The sequence below is a fragment of the Nocardia sp. NPDC050378 genome, from assembly GCF_040655675.1.
GTDB lineage: Bacteria > Actinomycetota > Actinomycetes > Mycobacteriales > Mycobacteriaceae > Nocardia > Nocardia coubleae.
Genome location: NZ_JBFAKI010000021.1, coordinates 20,312 through 42,945, shown reverse-complemented (window position 1 = coordinate 42,945; position 22,634 = coordinate 20,312). Strand labels below are relative to the sequence as shown.

The following is a 22,634-nucleotide window of genomic DNA, read 5'->3' as shown; positions in this document are numbered from 1 at the left end:
AGCTCCACCATGTCTCTCACCCACGTCACTGTCGGCCTCGGCTGGGACCCCGCGCCACCGAGCGGCCCCTTCGGCAATACCCGCAAGGACATCGACCTCAATGTGACAGCCCTGGAGTTCGCGGGCAACGACTTCGTCGACGCGGCGTTCCACGAACAGCTCACCTCCCGCGACGGCGCCCTGCGCCATCTCGGCGACAGCGTCACCGGCGACGGTGACGGTGACAACGAGATCATCACCGTCGACCTCACCCGCGTCGACGCCGCGACCAGCACCATCGTCTTCCTCGTCACCTGCTACACCGGACAGACCTTCGCGCAGGTCGTCAACGGCTTCTGCCGCGTCGCCGACAGCGTCGCCGGGGTCGAGCTCGTGCGCGTCGACCTGTCGAGCGCCACCTCACACACCGGGTTCGTCCTCGGCAAACTGCACCGCACCGGCGCGGGCTGGGAATTCGCGATGATCGGTGACCCGATCTTCGCCGATCACCCGACCGTCGCACTGCCCCAGCTGACCGTATATTTGGGCCAGGTATGAGCGCGCAGTTGATGATCGTGGAGGACGACACCCGGGTACGGGAGTCGCTGCGGCTGGCGATGGAGGACGAGGGGTATGTCGTCGCCGAGGCCGAAAGCGCCGAACACGCGCTGGAACACGTGCACAACGTCGGTGTGCCGGACGTCCTGATCGTCGACCTGATGCTCGGCGGCATGGACGGTTTCACCTGCATCCGCGAGGTGCGCCGCGAACACGACGTGCCGATCATCGTGGTCAGCGCCCGTGACGACACCCACGACGTGGTCGCCGCCCTGGAAGCGGGCGCCGACGACTTCGTCACCAAACCGTTCGAGGTCAAGGAACTGACCGCGCGCATCCGGGCGGTGGGCAGACGCACCCGCAACAACACCGAGCGCGAGGTGGTCGAACTCGTCCTCGACGCCGACCGGCAGCTCGTCCTCTGCCCGGAGCGCGGTTCGGTGCGGCTGGCGGGCGAAGACGTGCACCTGACGCTCACCGAATTCCGGTTGCTGTGCGAACTGGCACAGAACGACGGGCTCGTGCTGAGCAGGCAGGTGCTGCTCGACAAGATCTGGGACCGCGGCTTCTTCGGCGACGACCGCATCGTCGACGTGCACATCCGCCGCCTGCGCACCAAGATCGAACGCGATCCCGCCGAACCGCGCCTGATCGTCACCGTGCGCGGGCTCGGCTATCGCCTCGATGCCGGGTCCTGAGTTGCCCACCCGGTTACGCGGCCTGCGTGGTCGCGTAACAGCGGCGTTCGTCCTCAGCGCCAGCCTCGTCGCGGTGCTGCTGTCGGGCTCGGTGTATGGCATCAGCACCAATTACATGGAGTCCCAACGGGTTCGGACGGTCGAACGCGCGGTAGGAGTGCACGCCGAGATCCTGCGGCTGCGGATGGAATCGCTGGCCACCGGGCAGGAGGCCCTCGAATCGTTGCGGCTGCCCGCCGGAACCATCGCCCTCCTCGACACCACCACGGGCACCGGTGTGCTCGGCGCCGACCAGGCCACCGTCGCCACGCTCGAACGGGCCGCCGAGGTGCCCTCGCCCGCCACCCGTGTGCGCATCGCGGGCGAGCCCTATCTGCGCACCGCGACCTACGTCGAAAACGGCGCCGTCCTCCAGGAATTCGCGCCGCTGCGCGAGCTGGAGGACACCCTGAAGATGCTGCGCACCATCCTCTTCGCCTGCGCGGTGCTCGCCGTCGCGGTGGCCGCCGCGCTCGGCGCCTGGGCCGCGCACCTCGCGCTGCGCCCGCTGCGCCAGATGGCGGGCACCGCGTCGCACATCGCCGCGGGCGACCTGGACCTGCGCTTGTCGCGGCCCGAAGACGTCGACCTGTCGCCGACCGTCGAGGCCTTCAACGCCATGGTCGACTCCCTGCAGCGGCGCATCGAGCGCGAACGCAGGCTCGTCTCCGACCTCAGTCACGAGTTGCGCACCCCACTCACCACCCTGACCACCACCGCGACCGTGCTGGCCGGGCACCGCGACGAACTGTCCGAAAGACCGCGCGCCGCACTGGGACTGCTCGTGGAGGAGACCACCTACCTGCGCGGTCTGCTCGACGACATGCTCGCCCTCGCACGCGCCGAGGCGGGCATCCACCGCTCCGACCCGGCGCCGCTGTCGCTGGCCGAACTGCTTGCCCACCTGCTCGCGAGCCGTCGCGTCGCGGCCGAAGTACTCACGGCTACCGACCCGGGACTGGTGCGCGGACGGCGGATGGAACTCGAACGCGCCCTGCTGAACCTGCTCGTCAACGCCGAACGCCACGGTGGCGGCGTGGCCGCGGTGCGCGTCGAGCGCGACGGCGACGACGTGCGCGTCACCGTCGACGACGAAGGCCCCGGTGTCGAGGCGGCCGATCGCGAGCGCATCTTCGAACGCTTCGTCACCGCCTCGCGTCGCACGGGCGGCACCGGCATCGGCCTGGCCCTCGTCGCCGAAACCGTTGCGGGACACGAGGGCCGGATCCGCTGCTCGGAGCGGCCGGGCGGTGGTGCGCGCTTCGAGTTGACGCTGCCCGCGCTGGATCGTCACGTGATCGCAAAGAAAACGTCCGAGCCGCCGCAATGAAAGTGATCCATTCTCGTCTCGGTCACCGGGTCGGGTGATCGCCACGGCCTCGGGCTGGAGGAGGACAAGTCGCGCTGCCACGGCACGCGGCCGATTCCCGAAGTCGTCGCGCGACACCGACACCGGTGACTTCTCGTCATCACGCAGCGGGGCCCGGCGTCACTCGACGCCGGGCCCCGCTGGGGTTGTCAGGATCAGCCGATGCTGAAGGGCTGGCCCCACAGGGTGACGACCGAGCTCACGTTCTCGGTCTCCACCTTGACCTTCACGAAGGCACGCGCCTGGGCGTACCCGGCGCAGCCGCTCAGGCCGATGGTCGAGTCGGCCCAGGTCACCGAGCCGCTCTTGCCCTTGAACTTGTTGTTGGTGCCGTGGTCCTCGTTGCCGTAGTCGTCGGCCTTCTCGATGTCGAGAATGTAGAACGACTTGGCCTGGCCGGGGCCGAGGCTCAGCTCGGCACCGGACTCGGCGCCGACGCTCACGTCCTCGCCGTCCCAGCTGCTCTCGCCTTCGACGCCACCCTCGACGCCACCGCCGTCGATGTTGACCTGGCAGCCCACCACGTAACCGGGGTAGATCTTGCCGCCCTTGGCGTTACCGGAGACCTCGACCTGCGCGGAGCCGGACACCCACGCGTTGCGGTGCACCGGGGTCGAGCCCATCGACGGGCTGATGAGGGCCGACTCGCCGACCAGGCGAACGGTGACGGTCGAGCCGTCGGACAGGGTCTTGACGATCTCGCCGCCGGGCAGCGGAACGAAGGTGTCGGCGTTGGCGGCACCGGCGGACAGCAGGCCGAAGGTCACGGCGGCCGCGCCGACCAGACCGGCCATGCGGGCCGAATTCTTACGGTCGATCATGTGTGTCATTCCTTGCGATCGAAGTCGGACGCGCTCAGCCGATGCTGAACGGGGCACCGTAGAGGGTGGTCTTGGAGTAGTGGTCGCCGATGATCTCCACGACCGAGTAGGCGCGGGCCTGGGCGTAACCGGCGCAGCCCTGGATCTCGATCTCGACGTCCTGGTACTCGACCGAGTAGACGCCCGCCTTCAGGATGTCCTTCTTCTCGATCTGGACGAACTTCACCTCGCCGGGGCCCAGGTCGAGACCGACCGAGCCGCCGATGCTGCCGCCGGACAGGTCGATGCCGCCGGAGACGCCCGCGGAGATGGCGTCGTCACCGATGGCCACCTGGCAACCGACGATGTAGCCGGTGTTGAGCTGCGAGGCGCCGTGGGTGGAGGAGTTGTTGGAGCCGTCCTTGCCCGCCGGACCGTTGAACGGGCCGACCTCGCCCTCCGGCGTCGCGGTGACGTCGGCGGTGACGGTGCCCGAGACCCAGGCGACGCGGCCCGCGCCGTTGGCCGCCAGCGACGGCGAAACGGTGGCGCGCTCGGCGGTGCGGGTGATCGTCACGCCCGGGCCTGCCTTCTGGCCGTCGGGCAGCGGGACGAAAGCGTCGGCGCCGGCGGAACCGGCGGCGAAACCACCGAGTGCGACCGCGGCGGCCGTGGCCACGTAGAAGCGTTTGATTGTCATTCTTCCCCTCATCAGGTTCGAGCGGTATCGCCTCGACGTCGGCACCTGGCAGGGCGCGTCGAGGGCCGGATCGAAGCATTCACGCGCCCCATGGCGGGGTGAGAACCAGTCGAGGACCCGGCGATGAAGCTCACGGAACGAGAAGATTTCCGGTTCTTTGCGATGGTGTTGCGATGGGCGCAGACCGATCGTCACAAACACGGCGTTCAGCCAATGTTGCGAAGTTCGGTATAGGGGGCGTGATTTCGATGTTCCCTGGATAGTTGCTGCGTTACGGTTTCCCACATGGACGACATCGAGTTGGATTTGCCGAGCGTCGCTTCTCCCAACAACTCCGGACGAATTCTCGACATCGGCGCGGTCGGATTGCGCAATCCGCTTCCGGTCGACGGTGAACAGACCCACGCCTATGTTTCCTGCGTCGACGGCACCACCCTGCGGCTGCCGGATTCTTTGCAGAACTGGGCAATGCAGACCCTCGCCGCGAACTACGACCTGCGCGCCACCGGCCTGCCGTCGCTGTTCCCGTGCCGGTTCGAATTCGGCATCCGCGACGGGGCGGCCTACGCTGTTCCAGTCAGCGATCAGGCGCGTCAGAGGAGGCCATCATCACCACCGCAGCAGATGTCGGCGACTTCGCCAAGCGTCACGGGCTGACAGTCGCCGTAGCCGAATCCCTCACCGGCGGTAACCTCGCCGCCGCCCTCGCGGCGGCACCCGACTCCGCGCAATGGTTCCGCGGCGGTGTCGTCGCCTATTCCGTGACGGTGAAACAGTCCGTCCTCGGTGTGCCCGACGTGCCGGTGGTGTCGGAGACGGCCGCACTGGCCATGGCCGAAGGCGTGCGGGCACTGACCGACGCCGATATCGCCGCCGCGACCACCGGCGTCGGTGGACCGGGCGATCAGGACGGCGAACCGGCGGGGTCGGTGTGGTGCGCTGTCGCCACCCGCGACACCTCCTGGGCCGTGCACCGGAATTTCGACGGCGAACCCGAGCAGGTGCTCGAGCAGTCGGTACGGTGCGCGCTGGAGATGTTGCGCGAGAGCGAGAAACGCATCACCGGCTAGACGATCGGTGGCAGGTGCACCACCTGGCCCGCGTACGCCAGACCCGCCCCGAAGCCCAGCAGCAACGCGGTCTGGCCGGGTTCGGCGGCGCCGCTGCGCAGCAACTGTTCCATGGCCATCGGGATCGACGCGGCACTGGTATTGCCGGTGTCGACGATGTCGCGCGCCACGGCGACGCTATCGGGCAGGTCGAGGGTGCGGACCAGCGCGTCGGTGATGCGGATATTGGCCTGGTGCGGCACGAAGGCGTCCAGGTCGGCTGCGGTGACACCGGCCAGCTTCAAGGCCTCCCGGCACGCCTGTTCCAGAAATGTGACGGCCCAGCGGAATACCTCCGTGCCGTTCATCCGGATGTAGGGCCGCACCGTCGTGCCACCACTGGCCTCGGCGGCCGCCACCTCGGCGAAGTACTCCTGGAAGTCCTTGTCCTGCTTGATCGCCGAGGTGCGTGACCCGTCCGAGCCCCACGCCACCGGGCCGATCCCCTCCTGCTCGGCGGCGCCGACGACCACCGCGCCCGCGCCGTCGGCGAAGATGAACGCGGTGCCGCGATCGGTGCGGTCGAGCAGGTCCGAGAGCCGCTCCACACCGATCACGAGCACGTGGCGCGCCTGACCGGAGCGGACCAGGTTGGCGGCATCGGCCAGCGCGTAGCAGAAGCCCGCGCACCCGGCGGAGATGTCGTAGGCGGCGGTGTCGTGCATGCCGAGTTCGGTGGCGACCACCGCGCCCGCCGAGGGGCCGAGGACCATCTGCGACGAGGTCGCCAGCAGCACGGCGTCGACCTGATCGGCGGTGACGCCCGCGGCGGTGAGGGCGTCGCGGGCGGCGGCGGTGCTCATCGACACGATGGTCTCGTCGTCTTCGGCCCAGTGCCTTGCGGCGATGCCGGATCGGGTCTTGATCCATTCGTCGGAGGAGTCGATGGCCTCGACGATCTCCGAGTTGGGCACGACGCGGCGCGGCCGGTACACGCCGAGGCCGAGAATTCCCGTGTGGGTGATCGGAATCGAGGTGGCGATGGGGGTTGGCATGACATCCTCTCCATGTGAACCGATCGGTTCATCCGTTATAAGGTCTAACATGAACCGATCGGTTCAATCAAGCGTTTCGGGGAGGAGAGTCGGATGCCGGCCGGACCACGCGCCCGACTGATCGAGCACACCATCGCGACCGTGCAGGAGCACGGTGTGCACGCGGCGGCGTTGAGTGAACTGCTCAAGCGGAGCAATACCTCACGTAACTCGCTCTACCAGCACTTTCCCTCCGGCAAGAGCGAACTGGTGCAGACCGCCGCCCGCATCGTGTCGCGGCTGGTGTACTCGCACGTCAGCGCCGTGGCCGACGCTCTGCAGACCGCTCCGTCGGCGCAGCGGTGGCTGACCGACCTGTTCGCCTTCTGGCGGGTGCCGCTCGAACAGAGCGAGTTCCGGGCAGGTTCGTTCATGATGGCCGCCGCGCTGGACGAAAGCGATCCGGTGGTGCAGTCGATCGCCGGGCAGGCCTTCGCCGAATGGACCGCGCGCCTGGCCGACGGCATCGTCGCGGCCGGGATCGAACGCGCGACGGCGGTGTCACTGGCCGGGTTCCTGCTCACCACCATCGAGGGCACCATCGTGCACAGCCGGGCGCTCAAGTCGGCGCATCCGTTCGATCAGGCGGTCACCCAGCTGACCATCCTGTTCAACTATCACCTGTCTCAGCGTTGAGGTGAAACATCTTGTGCGCCATCTAGATCGGCGCACAGGGTGGTGACGATGTGGCGGCGGGCCGTTGCGCCTTCGGGACTCGGGGTCAGCGGATACACGTGGACCAGGCCCGGTTTCTCGATGTAGTCCAGGTCGACACCGGCCGCGCGGGCCTTGTCCCGCAGCAGGCGGGCATCGGGGTTGAGGATGTCGTCGGTGCCGGTGAACAAGGTGATCGGGCCGAGGCCGGTGAGCTCGCCGAACAGGGGGCTCACCATCGGGTCCTTCATCGGCAGCTCGCCGCTCCACCGGCGGCCGTAGACGAGCCCGCCGTCGCGACCGAGCCACGGGTCGCGTTGCTGTACGACGTCGATCTGCGGGTTCTCGAGGGTGAGGTCGAGGGCCGGGGAGATGAGGATGGTGCGCGGCAGCGTGGTACCGAGGTCTCGCAGGTGCAGCGCGGTGGACAACGCGATCTGGCCGCCCGCCGAGTCGCCGGCGAGGAAGGTGTGGCCGTGTTCGTCGGCGCTGGTGCGGACGAGCTCGGCCACGCGGGGAATCACCTCGGCGGCAGTGCCGAACGGGATGAGCGGGTAGATCGGCACCGTCACCGTGAGCCGGGCGCGGATCGCGAGCATGGCGGCCAGGCGCCAGTGCTGCACCGCGATCTCGCCGACCCAGCCACCGCCGTGCGCGTAGACCAGACCGCCGCGTGCTCTACCGGCGCGCGGGGTGAGGGTGTACACGGGCCAACCGGCCTCGCGCACCACGGTGATGTCGACTCCGCGCAGGGTGCGCGGTGGGCCGTAAGGCAAAGGGCGAAGCGCCAGTTCGCGGATATTCGCCTCGGCGCGTTCGGCATTGATGTAGTTGCGGTTGCGGCGTGCGACACGGAGGAACCCCGGAATCACGAACCGACTCATCACTGTCGCCACCACGACCTCCACTCCCCCCGCGACGACACGGGTTCCCGCCAAAATACCCGTCGGCCGCGCGCGGCGGGCGGGAGTCAGCCCAGCGGTTGTTCGGTGATCTCGGTACGCAGGCTCGTTCCGTTGAGGTCGAGGTACACCACACTTTCGGTGATCGACAGGCTCGCGGAATTGCGCCGGTCCACCAGCCGCGCGGCCTCGTCGATGAACGCCCGATCGAAACTGTAGAGCGGAATCGCGGCCGCGTTGTGAATCTTCTTGCCCGCGTACTGCGCGAGCACCTTCACCGGATCCCGATGCGTGTACACCGCCGCCCGCCCCGCCAGCTTGCTCCCCCGATGAACCCGCTCCGCATCCGGCGCCCCCACTTCGATCCACGCCGTCGTCCGCCCGGTCAGATCCCGCACCTGCACAGCCGGCTCGTCGGTAGCCGAGATCCCACCCTCACTGAACACGATCCCCTCCTCGTACTGCAGGCAGTACGCCAGAATCCGCGTCACCATGTACTCGAGCGTCTCCGAAGGATGCCGAGCCACCCGCAATTCCAACTCCTCATAAACCCCCCGATCCACATCGGCGAGCTGAATAGCGAAAGTGTGCACAGTAGCGCTGATTCCCATAAGACCCGCCACCCTAGTTGGTTGCGGACTCATGAGACTCCAGGAGGGCTCGGGGGGCGGCCTGGGTCCAGGAGTCGGTGATGATGGCGGTGAGTTCGTCGTGGTCGTCGAGGGCTGCGAGGCGGACTCGGACCCAGGCGTTGTTGGCTTCGTGGGGAGCGATCCAGAATTTGGCCGGTTCGGCTTGGACGAGTTCGTCGCGGTCGACGATCGGGCAGCGGACGGCCATCGAGGTCTCGTTCTCGGGGAGGGTGAGGAACAGGCGGCCCGAGACCTTGAAAATCGGCATGCCCCAGGCGAATTCCTCCGCGGTGCCGGGTAGGGACAGAGCGAAGGTGCGGACGTCGTCCCCGGTGACTGTCATGACCCGATCATCTCAAAACGCACCGACAGGCTCAGACGGCGAGCTTGGCCGAACGGGCGCGGCTCGCGGTGATGCGGCGGCCGATGATGCCGTGGCGCGGCGCGAACAGGTAGACCAGGGTGAAGGCGACGCCCTGGGTGACCACCACCATCCCGCCCGCGGCGGTGTCGAGGTGGTAGCTGATGTACAGACCGGTGACCGCACACACCACCGACACGCTCGGCGCGATCACCAGCATCCGCGAGAAACGGTCCGTGAGCAGGTACGCGGTCGCGCCGGGAATGATGAGCATGGCGACGACGAGCACCACACCCACCGCCTGCAACGCCACCACCGAGGTCAGCGCGAGCAGCGCAAGCAGCGCCGTACCGAGCACGCGCGGATTGAGACCGATCGCGTGCGCGTGCGTGGCATCGAACGCGTACAACGTGAAGTCGCGACGCTTCAACACCAGGGCCACGAGTACGATCGCCGCCAGGATCATGATCTGGATCATCTCGTCGCGGCTCACCCCGAGCAGATTGCCGAAAACGATGTGGTTCAAGTCGGTTTGGCTCGGTGTCACCGACACCAGCACCAACCCGAACGCGAACAGCGTCGTGAAGACGATCCCGATGGCCGCGTCCTCCTTCACCCGGCTGGTATCGCGCACCACCCCGATCAACGCGACCGCGAGGAACCCGAAGATCACCGCGCCCACCGCGAACGGCCAACCGACGATGTAGGCGAGCACCACCCCGGGCAGCACCGCGTGCGACACCGCGTCACCCATCAGCGACCAGCCGATCAGCACCAGCCAGCACGACAGCACCGCGCACACCACGGCCGCGGTGACGGTGGTAGCCAGCGCCCGGACCATGAATTCGTAGCGCAACGGGTCGAGGAAGAATTCTTCGAGGTTCACTGGTCTGTGTCCAATCCGAACGCCTTGGCCAGGTTCTCGGGCCGCAACACCACGTCGGGGTCGCCGTGTTCGAGCACCCGGCGGTTCAAAAGCACAGCCTCGTCGGCCAATCGGGGCAGGGCGTGCAGGTCGTGGGTGGAGACGAGGATCGTCGCGCCACCAGCGGCGAGCTCACGCAGCAACGCGGTGATGGTGGCCTCGGAGCGCTTGTCGACCCCGGCGAACGGTTCGTCCAGCAGCAGAATGGTCGCCTCCTGCGCGATGCCGCGCGCCACGAAGGTCCGCTTCTTCTGCCCGCCGGAAAGCTGCCCGATCTGCCGGTCGGCGAAGTCGGTGAGTTCGACCCGGGCCAGCGCCTCCTCTACGGCGGCCTTGTCGGCCTTGCTCGCACGCCGGGTGAAGCCCATTTTCCCGTAGCGCCCGGTCGTCACCACATCGCGCACCGACAGCGGGAAAGTCCAATCCACGTCCTCGGATTGGGGCACATACCCGAGGGCGCCCGCCTTGCGCGCGGCGGCGGGCGCGCCACCGTTGACCAGCACCCGGCCACGGTCGGGCGTGACCAGCCCCATGACGGTCTTGAACAGTGTCGACTTCCCCGACCCGTTCATCCCGATCAGCCCGCACACCCGACCCGACTTCAACGTGAGTTCCACGTTGTCCAGGGCGAGCACATCACCGTAGTGAACTGTCACGTCCTGGATTTCGACAACGGTCTCGGTCATTTCGGTGCTCCTGCCAGTGCCGCCGCGATGGTGTCGGCGTCGTGCCGGATCAGGTCGAGGTAGGTCGGCACGGGGCCGTCCGCCTCCGACAGCGAGTCGACGTACAGCGTGCCGCCGAAGCGCGAACCGGTCGCCTCGACCACGCGCTGCATCGGCGCGTCCGACACCGTCGACTCGCAGAACACGGCGGGCACCCCGCGCTGGCGGACGAAGTCGATCACCGATCCGATCTGCTGCGGTGTGGCCTGCTGTTCGGCGTTCACCGGCCAGATGTACTTCTCGGTCAGCCCCGCGTCACGGGCCAGGTAGGAGAACGCCCCCTCGCAGGTGACCAGGGCCTTCTGGTCGGCGGGTAGCGTGCTGACGGCGGCCACCAGCTCGTCACGGACCTCACCGAGCTGGGTCTTGTACGCCTCGCCGTTGGCGCGGTAGGCCTCGGCGTGGTCGGGGTCGAGATCGGTGAACGCGCGAACCATGTTGTCCACGTAGATCTGCGCGTTCACCGGCGACATCCACGCGTGCGGATTCGGCTTGCCCGCGTAGGCGTCCTCACTGATGTTCATCGGCGTCACGCCCTCGCTCACCACGGCGTGCGGCACCTCGAGGTCGGCGACGAACTGGGCGAACCAGGCCTCGAGATTGAGCCCGTTGTCGAGGATGAGATCGGCCTCGGCGGCCTTCTTGATGTCCCCCGGCGTCGGCTCGTACCCGTGGATCTCGGCACCGACCTTGGTGATCGACTCGACCCGTAGATGCTCACCGGCCACATTGCGCGCCATATCGGCGAGCACGGTGAAGGTGGTGAGGACCACCTTCCGGTCGTCGTCGGACGCGCCGACGCCACCGCAAGCGGTGAGCGCGAACACCATGACACTCAGCACGCACGCCGCGAGCACTCGCGACGAACGGTGGAACCCAACCTTCATCCCGGAATTATATTGTTCGGGTGACCGAACTTTCAAGTTCAGCCACCGAAACAGCGGTGGTGACCGGTCATGACGCCCAGGGCGGGACGAAGGTCGACCCGTCCGGCAACTCCGCGGCGAAACCGGCCCGGACGGCGACCAGCAGCCGCGCACCCGCCCCTGCTTCGTCGGTGAGCGCGATGAGCGAACCGGCGGGCGCCACGGCGGCATCACCGGGTCGCAGGGTGGCGGCCGCGCCGTCGATGGTCAGGACGATTTCGCCCGTGAGCAGCACGAATGCCTCCTCTCCGAGGATCCGGTGCGCGACCCCGGCCGTGCCGGGCGCGACCTCGGTCTGCCAGACGCACAGGTCGGCACTGCCGGTGCCGGGGCGGATCAACGAGGTGAAGCGGGCGTTGTGCACTTCGTGCACCTGGGCGTCGGCGGAACGGACAACCGGCATTGCGTCTCCCTTATGGTCAATTTACTTGTCTATATAGTCAAGTAGCTTTCCTATATCGTCAAGTGCCAGAATGACGGACGTGCCCCCTGCCGGTGACCTCCCCTTGTTGCTGCTCGCGGCAGCCGCCCAGGTGACCGACGCGGTCCAGGCCGGGGTCGCCGCGGCCGGCTTCCCCGATGTACGGCCCACGCACGGATTCGCCTTCGTGCGAATGGCACCCGACGGGGCGACCGTCGGTGAGCTCGCCGAGCATCTCGGCGTCACCAAGCAGGCGGCGAGCCAACTGGTCGACGAGCTGGTCACCAAGGGCTACGTCGAACGCAATCCGCACCCACGCGACGCACGCGCGCGGCTCATCACGCTCACCGACCGCGGCTGGGCATGCACTCGCGCCGCCGACGCGGCCTTGGGCGAACTCACCGAAAACTGGTCCGAAACCCTTGGCGCGGGCGACCTCGACCAGGTCAGGGACGCATTGGCGCGAGTCGTCGCCCCGGGTCGGGTCCGCCCGAGCTGGTGAGGGCGTAACCCTTCGCGACGGACGAACGATCTGTTGTCAGGTATCCGTTAATCCGAACAACAGGATTTTCGAAACCCGCGCGCGGCATCGCGACGAGCGGCATACTCGGCTGCGAGCGGTGACGCGCCACCGCAGCACCCCGGGCCGCCGGTCCGGGCGTGCCTCGTCACGCACCGTTCACGCTATCCCGGAGTTCCGAATGTCTGCTCTAGCCGCCGTCACCTCGGTCGACACCATCACCCGCCACAAGTACGAACGGCTGCAGTACACCGGTTCCGCCGGTGTCGTCGCCTCCCTCGAAGACCCGCGGCTTGTCGACCGCTGGCGCACCGAGCACCCCACCTGGCGTGGCGAGCACTGGGCGTTCGAGGCGGGCACCACCGGCAGCCTCCGCCCGATCAACGTGGCGACCCGCCACAACTGAGCCCTCAGGCCGCGCCCGCGTCGGCGCGACGGTCGGTGATCCGGGGGAACGGGCTGGCCGCTTCCAGCTGGTAGGCCAGGTCGAGCAGGGTTCGCTCCGCGCCGCGCGGGGCGGCCAGCTGCACCGAGCCGGGCAGACCCGTCGGCAGCAGCCCGTGCGGAAGTGAAATGCCCGGTCCCCCACCGACATTGTTGAGCGGCGTGAAACCGACATAGTCGACGAGCTTGGCGAACAGGTCGTCGAACGGCTGGTCCGGCGCCAGCTCACCGATGCGTGGCGCCGGATGTGACAGCACCGGGCTGAGCATCACATCGATATCGGCGAAGTGCCGGTCGTAGGCGGCGGTTCCGGCGCGTAGCCGCCACGCGGCGGCCGCGGAACCCAGTGGGTTGCGTTTGGCCATTGCGATCAGGCCGGTGGTGAACGGGTCGAGTTTGCGCGCATCGAAGCGTCCGCGATGACCGAGCCGGAACGACAGCGTCATCGCCGCGGCCATCACCGCCCAGTACTGCTTGAAGTCGTCGACGAAACGCGGGTCGACCTCCAGCCGCTTCGCGACGATCTCGTGCCCGAGACCCGCGAAGACATGGACGGCCGAATCGAGGACGGCCCGGTTGTCGGGATGCACCGGCCTGCCGAACACGTCCGCGGTGACCACGCCGATGCGCAGTCGTCGCGCAGTCGGGCCTTCCACCAGCCCCACCGGCGCCAGTTTCGGGTGGGCACCGAAACTCTCGACCGCGGCCAGGTAGTGCGCCGTATCGCGCACCGACCGGGTGAGCACACCCTCGGCCACCAGATGCACCGGCAGTTTGCGTGCGCCCGGCTGGTCGAGCAGCCGGTACCGGGTGGGCTTCAGCCCCACCAGACCCGTCGCGGCGGCGGGGATGCGGATCGAACCACCGCCGTCGTTGGCATGGGCGATCGGCACCGCCCCGGCCGCGACCAGCGCCGCCGACCCACCCGAGGACGCGCCCGCGGAGAACTCCGGATTCCACGGGTTGCGCGTCGGCGGGCGGTGGACGAACTCGGTGCTCGCGGTGAGCCCGAACTCCGGCAGCGTCGACTTGCCGAGCACGACGACACCCGAGTGCAGGAATTGCGCGGCGGGCCCGCTGGTCGCCGTCACCGGGTGCGGCGTGAACGCGGCCGACCCGTGACAGCTCGGCAGCCCGGCGACATCGGTGTTGTCCTTGACGAACGCGGGCACCCCGGCGAACACCCCGGCGGTTTCGGGTGCCGAGGCGGCCCGTTCGAAGCTGCGCACCTGCACGGCGTCGAGGCGCGGGTCGACGGCCTGGGTCCGGGCGATCGCGGCCTCGATCACCTCGGCCCGGCTCACCTCCCCGGCGCGCAGTGCGGCGGCGAGGCCGACGGCGTCGCGGTCGCCGAGGGCGTCGTCGGTGAATCCGTGGACGGCAGAGCTCATGACCGCAGCCTAATCGCGGCCGTACGCGCGGGTAACGAACTTCGGCCAGACAGTGCGGCCCGCCCGGCAGTGGGCGAGCCGCACCAGCGGGTCCCTACTTGGCAGGCGCCGTGAACGGCTGGTTGATCGTAGTGACGTACTGGATCACCGCGCCGATGGCGACCGGCGCGGTGACGAAGATCTGACCCGCGAGGACACCGAGGAAACCGACGGCGGCCGCACCCGCGACACAACCGGCCAGCGGTCCCGCACCGAACAGGGTGAGCAGGGCACCGGTGAGCACGACGCCCGCGGCCGCACCGGCGAGGCAACCGAGGGCCGCGCCGCCGATGCCACCGACGAGCGTGCCGATGGTGGCGCCCATGGAGATGGTGCTCGTCATCCGGGACCAGGCGGCCTGTTCACGGTCGTATTCGGACTTCCACGGCGCCTTGTCCTCGAACGGCAGGGCGACCGGCTTGTATACGGCCTTGTCCATGCTCAGCGCGGGGGTGAGGGTCGCCGTTCGACCGTCGACCCGGGCGTCGATGGGGAACTGGAAGTCGTCGATCGCGAAGGTCAGCGGCGTCGCACCGACCACGGCGCCCGCGGCGTCGCGCACCTGCAGGGTGCCGTTGTCGACCACCAGCGAACCGTGCTCGATCTCGATGACCGAGGTGGTGCCGTCGGTGTGCGCGGTGTATTCGACCGGCCGGGGTGCCGCGGGTTCCGCCTGCGCCCCGGCTGCGGTGACGGCCAGGGCCGACAGCGAAAGTGCCACGGGCACAGCGATTTTCTTCAAGAACATGGGTGATTCCTCATCGATTTCAGCCGATCGCGGTGACCGGCGGTGGCAATCGTAGCGATAACGGTTATCATTATCATCTCGATGAGGCTGGGAGGTCGTAGTGGGACATCTGCTGATGGTGGAGAGCTGGGTCGGCTCGATGAGCACCCTGTTGCCGCGGGGAATCAAGGACGGCGGACACCGATTCAGCTTCCTGACCAGGGATCTCGGGCATTACCTCCGCCCGGGCACACCGTCGCCGCACCCGCTGCTGGCCGCTGACAACGTGTTCTCCGCCGAGACCAACGATGAGGCCGCGCTGCTGCCGTATGTACGAAAGCTGCACGAGCTCTTCGGTTTCGACGGCGTACTCACCTCGTGCGACTACTACCTGCCGACGGTCGCCGCGATCGCCACCGATCTCGGCCTGCCCGGCCCCGGCCGCGAGGCAGTGGTCGCGGCGTGCGACAAGTCCCGGACCCGCGAGATCTGTCGCGCTGCCGGAGTTCCAGGACCGGACTTCGCGGTCGCCGAGACGGTGGACGAGATCCTCGGCGCCGCAGCTCGATTGGGCTTTCCGCTGGTGGTGAAGCCGATCGATCTGTGTGGCGGGATGTTCGTGCGCCGGGTCGACGACGACGCCGAGTTGCGCGCCGCGGTGGAGCGTATCGCGGGATTCCCGTTGAACGCCCGTGGGCAGCGCAGGTCACCGCAGGTGCTGGTCGAAAGATGCGTGCAGGGGCCGGAATTCAGTGTGGAGACGGTGACCGTCGCCGGGCGCACGACTGTCGTCGGGGTGACCGACAAGCAGCTCACCGGCGCCCCCGCCTTCATCGAGTCGGGCCATATGTTCCCGGCCGACTTGTCGGATACCGAGCACAAGGCCGTCGCCGAGACCGCCGTGGCGGCGGTCGAGGCGCTCGGTCTGGACGCGACCGTCGCCCATACCGAGGTCAAGCTGACAGCGGACGGTCCGTGCCTGATCGAGGTGAATCCACGGCCAGCGGGCAACCGGATCACCGAACTGGTTCGCCGGGTCACCGGTATCGACCTCACCAGAGCCCACGTCGAGGCGATCCTGGGCGGAGCACCCGACCTCACTCCACGACACACCGATGCCGCGAGCGCGGCCGTCGCCTTCGCCGTCCCCGACCGGGCGGGCGTGGTGAGCCGTGTCGCCGGGGCGGCCGGCTGGGCCGACGATCCGCGCATCGTGGAATACAAACTCCCGGAACCCGGCGTCGAGGTCCGGCCTGCCACCGACAACAACACTTATCTGGGCCACGTCCTCGTGACGAGCGAAAAGCCGGCCGGTGCGGGTGAATCGGCGAACTCCCTCATTGCCGGGCTGCGGCTCGAACTCGACGGTGGTGCCGCGTGATCCGGACGCACCCCGCCTCGGTGGCCGAGCTCACCGCGTGGGCACGGACCGGACGACTCGGCCCCGACCCCGACACTCTGAAGGCGTCGACCGCCTTTCTCACGACCTACGGCACCAGGCACGCGGGACGCACCCGCGCCTACCGCAACGAGGTGCTCAGCATCCGGGTCGGTGCGGCCGTCGGCTCGTGCGGTGTCGAACCACACACGGGCACAGCGGATTTGATCGATGACTGCGTCGGGGCGAAGCTCGGCGAGCTACTCGATCATCCGGTGACCGCCGTGCGGATCGCGGCACTGGACGCCTATCTGATGCACACGCAGCCGCATCCCCGGGCGGGCGGGCGGGACGGTCGTCCGGTCGTCGTGTCGGGACCGACTTCGTTGACGAAGTCGCGGCGCCGCGCGCACGCGGTGATCGATCTGCTGCCCGCGGAAGTCACCAAGGTGCTGGTGGTGGGGGTCGTGGGTTCGCTACTCGCAGAGTTGCGTGATCGTTCCGTCGCCTATGTGCCGTGTGATCTCGCGGGCGGTGTGACCGAGTGGGGCGAGCCGATTCTCGAATCCGTGGCGGCGGTTGCGCCGGACTACGACGCGCTGCTGGTCACCGGAATGACCCTGGGCAACGGCACATTCGACGAATTCCGCACCATCGCACACGAGCGCGGGTTGCCACTGGTCCTCTTCGCCCAGACCGGCAGTGCGGTGCTGCCCTGGTTCCTCGGCGCCGGCGTGCACGCGGTCTCGGCCGAGCCCTACCCGTTCTTCTCCCTCGACGGTGCCCCGAGCACCCTGGTCACGTATCGAGAGCTGTCATGATCGCGCCGCAACCCGACTTGCTGCGGCTGATCGGCGGTACCCCGGTCGTCCAGGTGACCACCGAGAACAGCTCGTACACAGCCAAACTCGAATCGGCGAGCATCGCCGGGATGAAAGCCCGTGCCGCCGTCTCGATGATGCGAGCGGCGGCCGCGCGGGGCGAACTCGCGCCGGGCGCCACCATCATCGAATCGACCAGCGGCACACTGGGATTGGGTCTCGCACTGGCGGGCAAGGCGCTCGGGCACCCGATCGTGCTCGTGGTGGACGACGAGCTGGAACCTGACCTGCGTGCCCTCTTCTCGGCCTTCGGCATCACCCTCGAGGTGGTCACCACGCCACACCCGACCGGCGGCTGGCAGCAGGCCCGGCTCGACCGGCTGGCCGAACTACTGGCCGCCACCCCCGGCGCGTACTGGCCCGACCAGTACGACAATCCCGACAACGCCGGTGGCTACCAGGCGATGGGCGCGGAGATCCTCGCCCAGGTCGACGCCGTCGACGTGCTCGTCGCCTCGATCGGTTCCGGCGGCCACTGCGCGGGACTCACCCGCGTCCTGCGAACCCGCTGGCCTCGGCTGCGGGTGGTGGGCGTCGATGCCGTCGGCTCCCGCATCTTCGGTCAACCGGACCGTCGCAGGCTCATGCGCGGCCTCGGCAGCAGCATCCTCCCCCGCAACGTGGCCTATGCCGACTTCGACGAGGTGCACTGGATCGGCGCCGCCGAAGCCGTCGCGTCCTGTCGCGCACTCGCGGCCCACACCGGAATCGCGGGCGGCTGGAGTACCGGTGCCGCCGCCTTGGTCGCCGCCTGGATCGCCGACCGCGAACCTGATTCCCGCGTACTCACCGTCTTCCCCGACGGCCCCCACCGCTACCTCCGCACCATCTATAACGACGCTTGGTGCCACACCAACGGCCTCTTCGCCACTCCCGCAACAGAACCCACGACCATCCCAACTCCCGACAGCGCCGAGGTCAGCGGCTGGGGGCGCTGCACAGTGGTGCGCGACCCTGCCGCTACGTCGAGCGATCCCGCCACCGAAGTGGGTGATCCGTCCGGCCGGGCGCAGGATTCCGCCGACCAAGGGCGCGGCACCGCCGAGCCTGTGCGGGAATCCGCCACCGCAGTGCACGACGACGCTGCCGAGGTGCTCGGGTGAGGGCGACGTTTCTCGCGCTGCCCACGGGCGTGCGGTTGCTGCTGGTCAATCATCTGGTCGGGCATATCGGTTTCTATCTGCTGATCCCGTTCCTCGCCGACTATCTGCTGCACGACCTCGCGCTGTCGGCGGCGGTGGTCGGTGTCGTGCTCGGGGTGCGCAATCTGAGTCAGCAGGGCCTGTTCCTCGTCGGGGGGTCGGCGGCGGATCGGCTGGGGGCGCGAGGCGTGATCATGGTCGGGCTGGCCGTGCGGGCGCTGGGGTTCGCGTTGTTCGCGCTGGGTGGTTCATTACCGATCGTGCTCGCGGCGGCGATCCTCACGGGTTTCGCCGGTGCGCTGTTCAATCCGGCGGTGCGCGCCTATATCGCCACCGACAGTGGCGCGCGGTCGGCGGAGGCGTTCGCGCTGTTCAATGTCTTCGGCAATGCGGGCTCGGCGATCGGGCCGGTGCTGGGGACCGTGCTGATCGCGGCGGGCTTCCGGATATCCGCACTGGTCGCGGCGGCGATTTTCGTGGTGCTCGCGGTGGTGCAATGGGTACTGCTGCCCGCGCGACCGGTGCCCGCGCACGAGGCCGGAGTCGGCGCGGACTTCACGACCGTGTTCACCGATCGCCGGTTCTGGGCGTTCACCCTCGCCCTGATGCCGATGTTCGCGTTGCAGAGCCAGATCTATTTCCTGTTCACCCTGCAGGCGCAGGACAGCGCCGAGCCTCGGCACCGCGCCGGGGCGGTGGCCGCGCTGTTCGTGGTGGAGACCATTGCCGTTGTGGCCCTGCAGGTCCGGGTCACCAAGGTGCTGATCCGGCGGCCCCAGCGTGGGCCGGCGATGGCGGCGGGGATGGCGATCATGGGCGCGTCGTTCCTGATCGCCCCGGCAGTCGGGGGTGTCGTCACAGACCTGGGCAGCGGACTCGCGGGGACGGTGCTGCGGGTGACGCCCGTGGTGGCGGGCGCGGTGGTGCTGGCCGTCGGGGTGACGGCGGTACAGCCGTTCGTGAACGAGTCGATCGGCCGATTCGCCGGAAACCGGCTCACCGGAACCTATTTCGGCGCGTTCTATCTGGCATCTGGACTGTTCACCGTGGTCGCGACGTCACTCAGCGGCGCGGTGCTCGACCGGGCGGGCGGATCGCTCACCTGGCCACCCGCGCTGCTGTGCGCCGGGACCGGTGCGATCTCGGCACTCGCAGTCCTGGGCCTGCATCGGCGCGCGGTGCTGCCCGATGCCCGACTGGCCACCGCCGACTCCGGAGACCACCCATGACGAATCCCAGGCGCCGGCTCGACCGGGGCGAACGGCACACCCATGTCCTCGAACACACGGCACCGCCGACGGCCGACCAACCGGGTATCGGTGTGGGACGGGCCAACGGCAGCTGCGGGGAACTGTTGCAGGGCGTGTTGCATCCGGACCGCCACTTCCTGGTCACGCTGCCCATCCAGCGTGGCTCGGTCGCCGTCTTCGAACCGGGCGGTGACGACATCACCGTCGTCCCCGGGCACAAATCGAAAGCCCGGCACCTGGCAAGCGCGATGGTGGCGCGCTCGCGGGTGCTGCGCGGCGGACGACTCACCGTGCGCAGCGAACTGCCCGAGGGCAAAGGCCTGGCCAGCTCCACCGCCGACCTGGTGGCGACGGCTCGCGCGGTCGCCGATGCCGAAGGCCGCACGGTCGGCCTCACCGAACTCGAAGCCGACCTGCGTGCCATCGAGCCCTCCGACGGGGTGATGTATTCCGGCACGGTCGCCTATTTCCATCGGGAGGTGCGTCTGCACACCCGCCTGGGCGCTCTGCCGCCGCTGACCATCGTCACCGGCGACGAGGGTGGCGTGGTCGACACCGTCGAATTCAACCGCACCGAGCCGTCCTTCGGCCCCGGGTACCAGCGCGAATATGCCGGATTGCTCGACGAACTCGGTGTCGCGATCGTGCGCGGGGACGTGACGGCGATCGGCGCGGTGGCCACCCGCAGCGCTGTGCTCAGTGCCGCGTTCCGTCACCGCCCGCATCTGGACTCGACCATCCGGGAAGCCCGCGCGCTCGGGGCAGTGGGTGTCGTCGTCGCGCACAGCGGCACGACGACCGGCATCCTGCTGAGCGAGAACGACCGGGACTACCGGTCCAAACTCGCCGCCGCAGAGCAGCTTTGCGCCTCCTTCGCGCACGCGGTGAGCGTGCACCACACCCGCAGGCCGATGCGGGGACACCGGCTTCCGCACGAGCGAATCCCGAGCAGAGAGCTACCCGCATGATCACCATCGACCAGATCCGCTTCGGATACGGCGGGCACATCACGTTGGCCGACATCAGTTTCCGGGCCGAGCCGGGCAGCACCCTCGGTCTGATCGGCCCGAACGGGTCGGGCAAGTCGACGCTGTTGCGCCTGCTGTACCGCGCCCTGCGCCCGGCCGGTGGGACCATCACGATCGATGCCACTCCGGTCGGCGCACTGCGCGGACGCGAACTCGCCACCCGCCTGGCCGTCGTCGCCCAGGAATCGCCGCCGGACACACCGATCACGGTCGCCGAGACGGTACTGCTCGGACGGGCGCCGTGGGTCGGTGCCTTCCAAGGGTATTCACGCGACGACCGCATCACCGCGGCTGCCGCGCTCGCCCGCGTCGGTGCCCGTGACCTGGCCGACCGTCCCTTCGCAACCCTGTCCGGCGGCGAACGTCAGCGCGTCCTCATCGCCCGCGCCCTTGCCCAGCAGGCCGACCATCTGCTCCTGGACGAACCGACCAACCACCTCGACATCCGCTACCAGCACGAACTGCTCTCCCTGGTCCGAGGCCTCGGCGAGACGACGACCATCGTCGTCCTGCACGACCTGAACCTGGCCGCCCGCTACTGCGACCACCTGGTCCTGCTCGACAACGGCCGCGTCGCCGCCGCGGGCCGGGTCGACGAGGTCCTCACCCCCGAAACCCTCGAGCCCGTCTACCGCATCCCCGTCCGCCGCACCACCGCCTTCGGCGCCACCCAACTCCTCTTCGGGCCGTCGGACGATGCGGACCAGCATCACGACGCAGCAGACGAACCACCGCAGGCGACCATTCCGCCCGGCGCCTCGACAGAGGCCACCGTCGGCGGCCCGGGCGACGCAGCCCGTCCTCCCGCCGAGATCCACCCCGCGCCGGCTGACCACCCTCCCGGCGGCTCAGCAGAACTCACCGATGACGGCCCTGTCGGGTCACCGTCGATGACCGAGACCCGAGAGGCGGTGACGCGATGACCGCGACGCTGGAAGTCGAGCAGATCGTCGACGACCTCGATCACGCACGGCACCGCACGCGCACAGTGCTGCTGATCGGCGGACTGCTCATCGCGCTGGCCGTCACCGTGTTGGTGGCGGCCGGGCTCGGGCCGGTGGCCGTTCCGCCGGGCACCGTCGCCCGGATCATCGGGCACCACACCTTCGGCCGCCCGGTGACTCCCGATTGGACCACCGCGCAGGACTCGATCGTCTGGCTCGTCCGGGTGCCGCGCGTACTGCTCGGCGCGCTCGTCGGTGCCGCATTGGCGATCACCGGCGCCGTTCTGCAGACCATCGTGCGCAATGTGCTCGCCGATCCGCACATCCTCGGTGTCACCTCGGGCGCCTCGACCGGTGCCGCCGTCTACCTGCTGTTCGGTGTGAGCGCGGCGGCCACCTCCGCCGCCCTCGCGGCGAGCGCGTTCATCGGGGCACTGATCGCCACGGTGCTGCTGTTCGCGATCTCCCGGATCAACGGGCAGCTCACCTCGCTGCGCCTGCTGCTCGGCGGGGTGACCATCGGCTACATCTTCTCGGCCGCCACGAGCTTTCTGATCTTCGCCTCCGACCGCCCCGAAGGCGCGCGTACCGTGCTGTTCTGGCTGCTCGGCTCGCTCGCCCCGGCGGCGTGGTCCTCGGTGGCGACCACCGTCGCGGTGGTCGCGGGCGCCCTGCTCGCGGTGCTGCTGATGGCGCCACGCTTGGACGCGCTGGCCGCAGGCGACGACACCGCACGCACGCTCGGCTTCGCCCCGAATCGGATCCGGTTGTGGGCATTGCTGATCGTCGCACTCGCCGTCGGCGCGGTGGTGGCCGTCGCGGGAGCGATCGGCTTCGTCGGGCTCATCGTTCCGCACGTCGCGCGGCTGTGTGTCGGCGGAACCCACCGGCACCTGTTGGTGGTGAGTGCCCTGCTCGGCGCGCTGTTCCTGGTGATCGCCGATGTGGGCGCCCGCACCGTTTTCGCACCGCGTGAACTGCCCATCGGCATCGTCACCGCGGCCGTCGGCGCGCCCCTGCTCCTGCTGCTGATCCGCCGCTCCCGCGCCTCCTGATTT

Annotated in this window: 27 protein-coding genes; 15 read left to right on the top strand and 12 right to left on the bottom strand. The window is 68.8% G+C overall.

Features of this window, described 5'->3' with window-relative positions; all coding sequences use genetic code 11:
• The first annotated feature begins 9 nt into the window (after positions 1 to 9).
• Genes AB0I35_RS29245 through AB0I35_RS29235 form a run of 3 tightly spaced genes read left to right on the top strand, consistent with a single transcriptional unit; the run spans position 10 to position 2,604 of the window.
• Positions 10 to 537: a TerD family protein gene (locus tag AB0I35_RS29245; protein ID WP_357399552.1), complete on the top strand. Its 528-nt coding sequence runs from the start codon at positions 10 to 12 to the stop codon at positions 535 to 537.
• Positions 534 to 1,235, top strand: a complete 702-nt coding sequence (locus tag AB0I35_RS29240; protein ID WP_357399551.1) for a response regulator transcription factor — start codon at positions 534 to 536, stop codon at positions 1,233 to 1,235. The genes AB0I35_RS29245 and AB0I35_RS29240 overlap by 4 nt, the downstream gene beginning before the upstream one ends.
• Complete coding sequence (locus AB0I35_RS29235; RefSeq protein ID WP_357399550.1) at positions 1,222 to 2,604, top strand: HAMP domain-containing sensor histidine kinase; 1,383 nt, start codon at positions 1,222 to 1,224, stop codon at positions 2,602 to 2,604. The genes AB0I35_RS29240 and AB0I35_RS29235 overlap by 14 nt, the downstream gene beginning before the upstream one ends.
• Before the next feature lie 194 nt (positions 2,605 to 2,798).
• On the opposite strand, the gene AB0I35_RS29230 is transcribed toward AB0I35_RS29235, so the two are convergent.
• On the bottom strand, positions 2,799 to 3,464 hold the full coding sequence (locus AB0I35_RS29230) for an MspA family porin (RefSeq protein ID WP_067496968.1): 666 nt from the start codon (positions 3,462 to 3,464) through the stop codon (positions 2,799 to 2,801).
• A gap of 34 nt (positions 3,465 to 3,498) precedes the next feature.
• Entirely contained in the window at positions 3,499 to 4,143 is a 645-nt protein-coding gene (locus AB0I35_RS29225; RefSeq protein WP_225280896.1) for an MspA family porin, read from the bottom strand.
• 285 nt (positions 4,144 to 4,428) lie between these two features.
• On the opposite strand from AB0I35_RS29225, the gene AB0I35_RS29220 reads away from it, so the two are divergent.
• Positions 4,429 to 4,800: a hypothetical protein gene (locus AB0I35_RS29220; RefSeq protein WP_357399549.1), complete on the top strand. Its 372-nt coding sequence runs from the start codon at positions 4,429 to 4,431 to the stop codon at positions 4,798 to 4,800.
• Positions 4,683 to 5,213: a CinA family protein gene (locus AB0I35_RS29215; protein WP_357399587.1), complete on the top strand. Its 531-nt coding sequence runs from the start codon at positions 4,683 to 4,685 to the stop codon at positions 5,211 to 5,213. Before AB0I35_RS29220 ends, AB0I35_RS29215 begins: the two co-directional genes overlap by 118 nt.
• Here the strand turns inward: AB0I35_RS29215 and AB0I35_RS29210 are convergent.
• Entirely contained in the window at positions 5,210 to 6,247 is a 1,038-nt protein-coding gene (locus AB0I35_RS29210) for a beta-ketoacyl-ACP synthase 3 (RefSeq protein ID WP_357399548.1), read from the bottom strand. The genes AB0I35_RS29215 and AB0I35_RS29210 overlap by 4 nt on opposite strands.
• Before the next feature lie 93 nt (positions 6,248 to 6,340).
• On the opposite strand from AB0I35_RS29210, the gene AB0I35_RS29205 reads away from it, so the two are divergent.
• The gene (locus AB0I35_RS29205; RefSeq protein ID WP_357399547.1) at positions 6,341 to 6,922 is read left to right on the top strand and encodes a TetR/AcrR family transcriptional regulator; all 582 of its coding nucleotides are present in this window, start codon (positions 6,341 to 6,343) and stop codon (positions 6,920 to 6,922) included.
• Here AB0I35_RS29205 and AB0I35_RS29200 read toward each other — a convergent pair.
• The 7 genes from AB0I35_RS29200 to AB0I35_RS29170 form a co-directional block, all read right to left on the bottom strand.
• Positions 6,913 to 7,824 (bottom strand): alpha/beta hydrolase, encoded by a 912-nt coding sequence (locus AB0I35_RS29200; protein WP_357399546.1) that lies wholly within the window; start codon positions 7,822 to 7,824, stop codon positions 6,913 to 6,915. The genes AB0I35_RS29205 and AB0I35_RS29200 overlap by 10 nt on opposite strands.
• Before the next feature lie 86 nt (positions 7,825 to 7,910).
• Positions 7,911 to 8,453: a YaeQ family protein gene (locus tag AB0I35_RS29195; RefSeq protein ID WP_357399545.1), complete on the bottom strand. Its 543-nt coding sequence runs from the start codon at positions 8,451 to 8,453 to the stop codon at positions 7,911 to 7,913.
• Positions 8,454 to 8,466: 13 nt separating this feature from the next.
• Positions 8,467 to 8,817, bottom strand: coding sequence for an MmcQ/YjbR family DNA-binding protein (locus tag AB0I35_RS29190; RefSeq protein WP_357399544.1), 351 nt, complete (start codon positions 8,815 to 8,817; stop codon positions 8,467 to 8,469).
• Between the two features lie 31 nt (positions 8,818 to 8,848).
• Positions 8,849 to 9,721, bottom strand: a complete 873-nt coding sequence (locus tag AB0I35_RS29185) for a metal ABC transporter permease (protein ID WP_357399543.1) — start codon at positions 9,719 to 9,721, stop codon at positions 8,849 to 8,851.
• Entirely contained in the window at positions 9,718 to 10,446 is a 729-nt protein-coding gene (locus AB0I35_RS29180; protein ID WP_357399542.1) for a metal ABC transporter ATP-binding protein, read from the bottom strand. The genes AB0I35_RS29185 and AB0I35_RS29180 overlap by 4 nt, the downstream gene beginning before the upstream one ends.
• Entirely contained in the window at positions 10,443 to 11,372 is a 930-nt protein-coding gene (locus AB0I35_RS29175) for a metal ABC transporter substrate-binding protein (protein WP_357399541.1), read from the bottom strand. Before AB0I35_RS29175 ends, AB0I35_RS29180 begins: the two co-directional genes overlap by 4 nt.
• A 67-nt stretch (positions 11,373 to 11,439) precedes the next feature.
• Positions 11,440 to 11,814 carry a cupin domain-containing protein gene (locus tag AB0I35_RS29170; protein WP_357399540.1) on the bottom strand — a complete coding sequence of 125 codons (375 nt, stop codon included), beginning with the start codon at positions 11,812 to 11,814 and terminating at the stop codon, positions 11,440 to 11,442.
• Between the two features lie 70 nt (positions 11,815 to 11,884).
• On the opposite strand from AB0I35_RS29170, the gene AB0I35_RS29165 reads away from it, so the two are divergent.
• Positions 11,885 to 12,334 carry a MarR family transcriptional regulator gene (locus tag AB0I35_RS29165; protein WP_357399539.1) on the top strand — a complete coding sequence of 150 codons (450 nt, stop codon included), beginning with the start codon at positions 11,885 to 11,887 and terminating at the stop codon, positions 12,332 to 12,334.
• A gap of 199 nt (positions 12,335 to 12,533) precedes the next feature.
• Positions 12,534 to 12,758, top strand: coding sequence for a hypothetical protein (locus AB0I35_RS29160; protein WP_357399538.1), 225 nt, complete (start codon positions 12,534 to 12,536; stop codon positions 12,756 to 12,758).
• Between the two features lie 4 nt (positions 12,759 to 12,762).
• Here the strand turns inward: AB0I35_RS29160 and AB0I35_RS29155 are convergent, their stop codons facing one another.
• Positions 12,763 to 14,187, bottom strand: coding sequence for an amidase (locus AB0I35_RS29155; protein ID WP_357399537.1), 1,425 nt, complete (start codon positions 14,185 to 14,187; stop codon positions 12,763 to 12,765).
• A gap of 94 nt (positions 14,188 to 14,281) precedes the next feature.
• Positions 14,282 to 14,974 carry a hypothetical protein gene (locus tag AB0I35_RS29150; protein ID WP_357399536.1) on the bottom strand — a complete coding sequence of 231 codons (693 nt, stop codon included), beginning with the start codon at positions 14,972 to 14,974 and terminating at the stop codon, positions 14,282 to 14,284.
• Positions 14,975 to 15,074: 100 nt separating this feature from the next.
• Between AB0I35_RS29150 and AB0I35_RS29145 the strand changes: the two genes are divergently transcribed.
• Genes AB0I35_RS29145 through AB0I35_RS29115 form a run of 7 tightly spaced genes read left to right on the top strand, consistent with a single transcriptional unit; the run spans position 15,075 to position 22,631 of the window.
• Positions 15,075 to 16,334, top strand: coding sequence for an ATP-grasp domain-containing protein (locus tag AB0I35_RS29145; protein ID WP_357399535.1), 1,260 nt, complete (start codon positions 15,075 to 15,077; stop codon positions 16,332 to 16,334).
• A complete protein-coding gene (locus AB0I35_RS29140; protein ID WP_357399534.1) occupies positions 16,331 to 17,152 on the top strand; it encodes a hypothetical protein in 822 nt (273 codons plus the stop codon). The genes AB0I35_RS29145 and AB0I35_RS29140 overlap by 4 nt, the downstream gene beginning before the upstream one ends.
• Positions 17,149 to 18,315: a pyridoxal-phosphate dependent enzyme gene (locus tag AB0I35_RS29135; RefSeq protein WP_357399533.1), complete on the top strand. Its 1,167-nt coding sequence runs from the start codon at positions 17,149 to 17,151 to the stop codon at positions 18,313 to 18,315. Before AB0I35_RS29140 ends, AB0I35_RS29135 begins: the two co-directional genes overlap by 4 nt.
• A complete protein-coding gene (locus AB0I35_RS29130; protein ID WP_357399532.1) occupies positions 18,312 to 19,583 on the top strand; it encodes an MFS transporter in 1,272 nt (423 codons plus the stop codon). Before AB0I35_RS29135 ends, AB0I35_RS29130 begins: the two co-directional genes overlap by 4 nt.
• Positions 19,580 to 20,572 (top strand): hypothetical protein, encoded by a 993-nt coding sequence (locus AB0I35_RS29125; RefSeq protein ID WP_357399531.1) that lies wholly within the window; start codon positions 19,580 to 19,582, stop codon positions 20,570 to 20,572. Before AB0I35_RS29130 ends, AB0I35_RS29125 begins: the two co-directional genes overlap by 4 nt.
• Positions 20,569 to 21,555, top strand: a complete 987-nt coding sequence (locus AB0I35_RS29120) for an ABC transporter ATP-binding protein (protein ID WP_357399530.1) — start codon at positions 20,569 to 20,571, stop codon at positions 21,553 to 21,555. The genes AB0I35_RS29125 and AB0I35_RS29120 overlap by 4 nt, the downstream gene beginning before the upstream one ends.
• Positions 21,552 to 22,631, top strand: a complete 1,080-nt coding sequence (locus tag AB0I35_RS29115; protein ID WP_067642676.1) for an iron ABC transporter permease — start codon at positions 21,552 to 21,554, stop codon at positions 22,629 to 22,631. The genes AB0I35_RS29120 and AB0I35_RS29115 overlap by 4 nt, the downstream gene beginning before the upstream one ends.
• Positions 22,632 to 22,634: the final 3 nt, after the last annotated feature.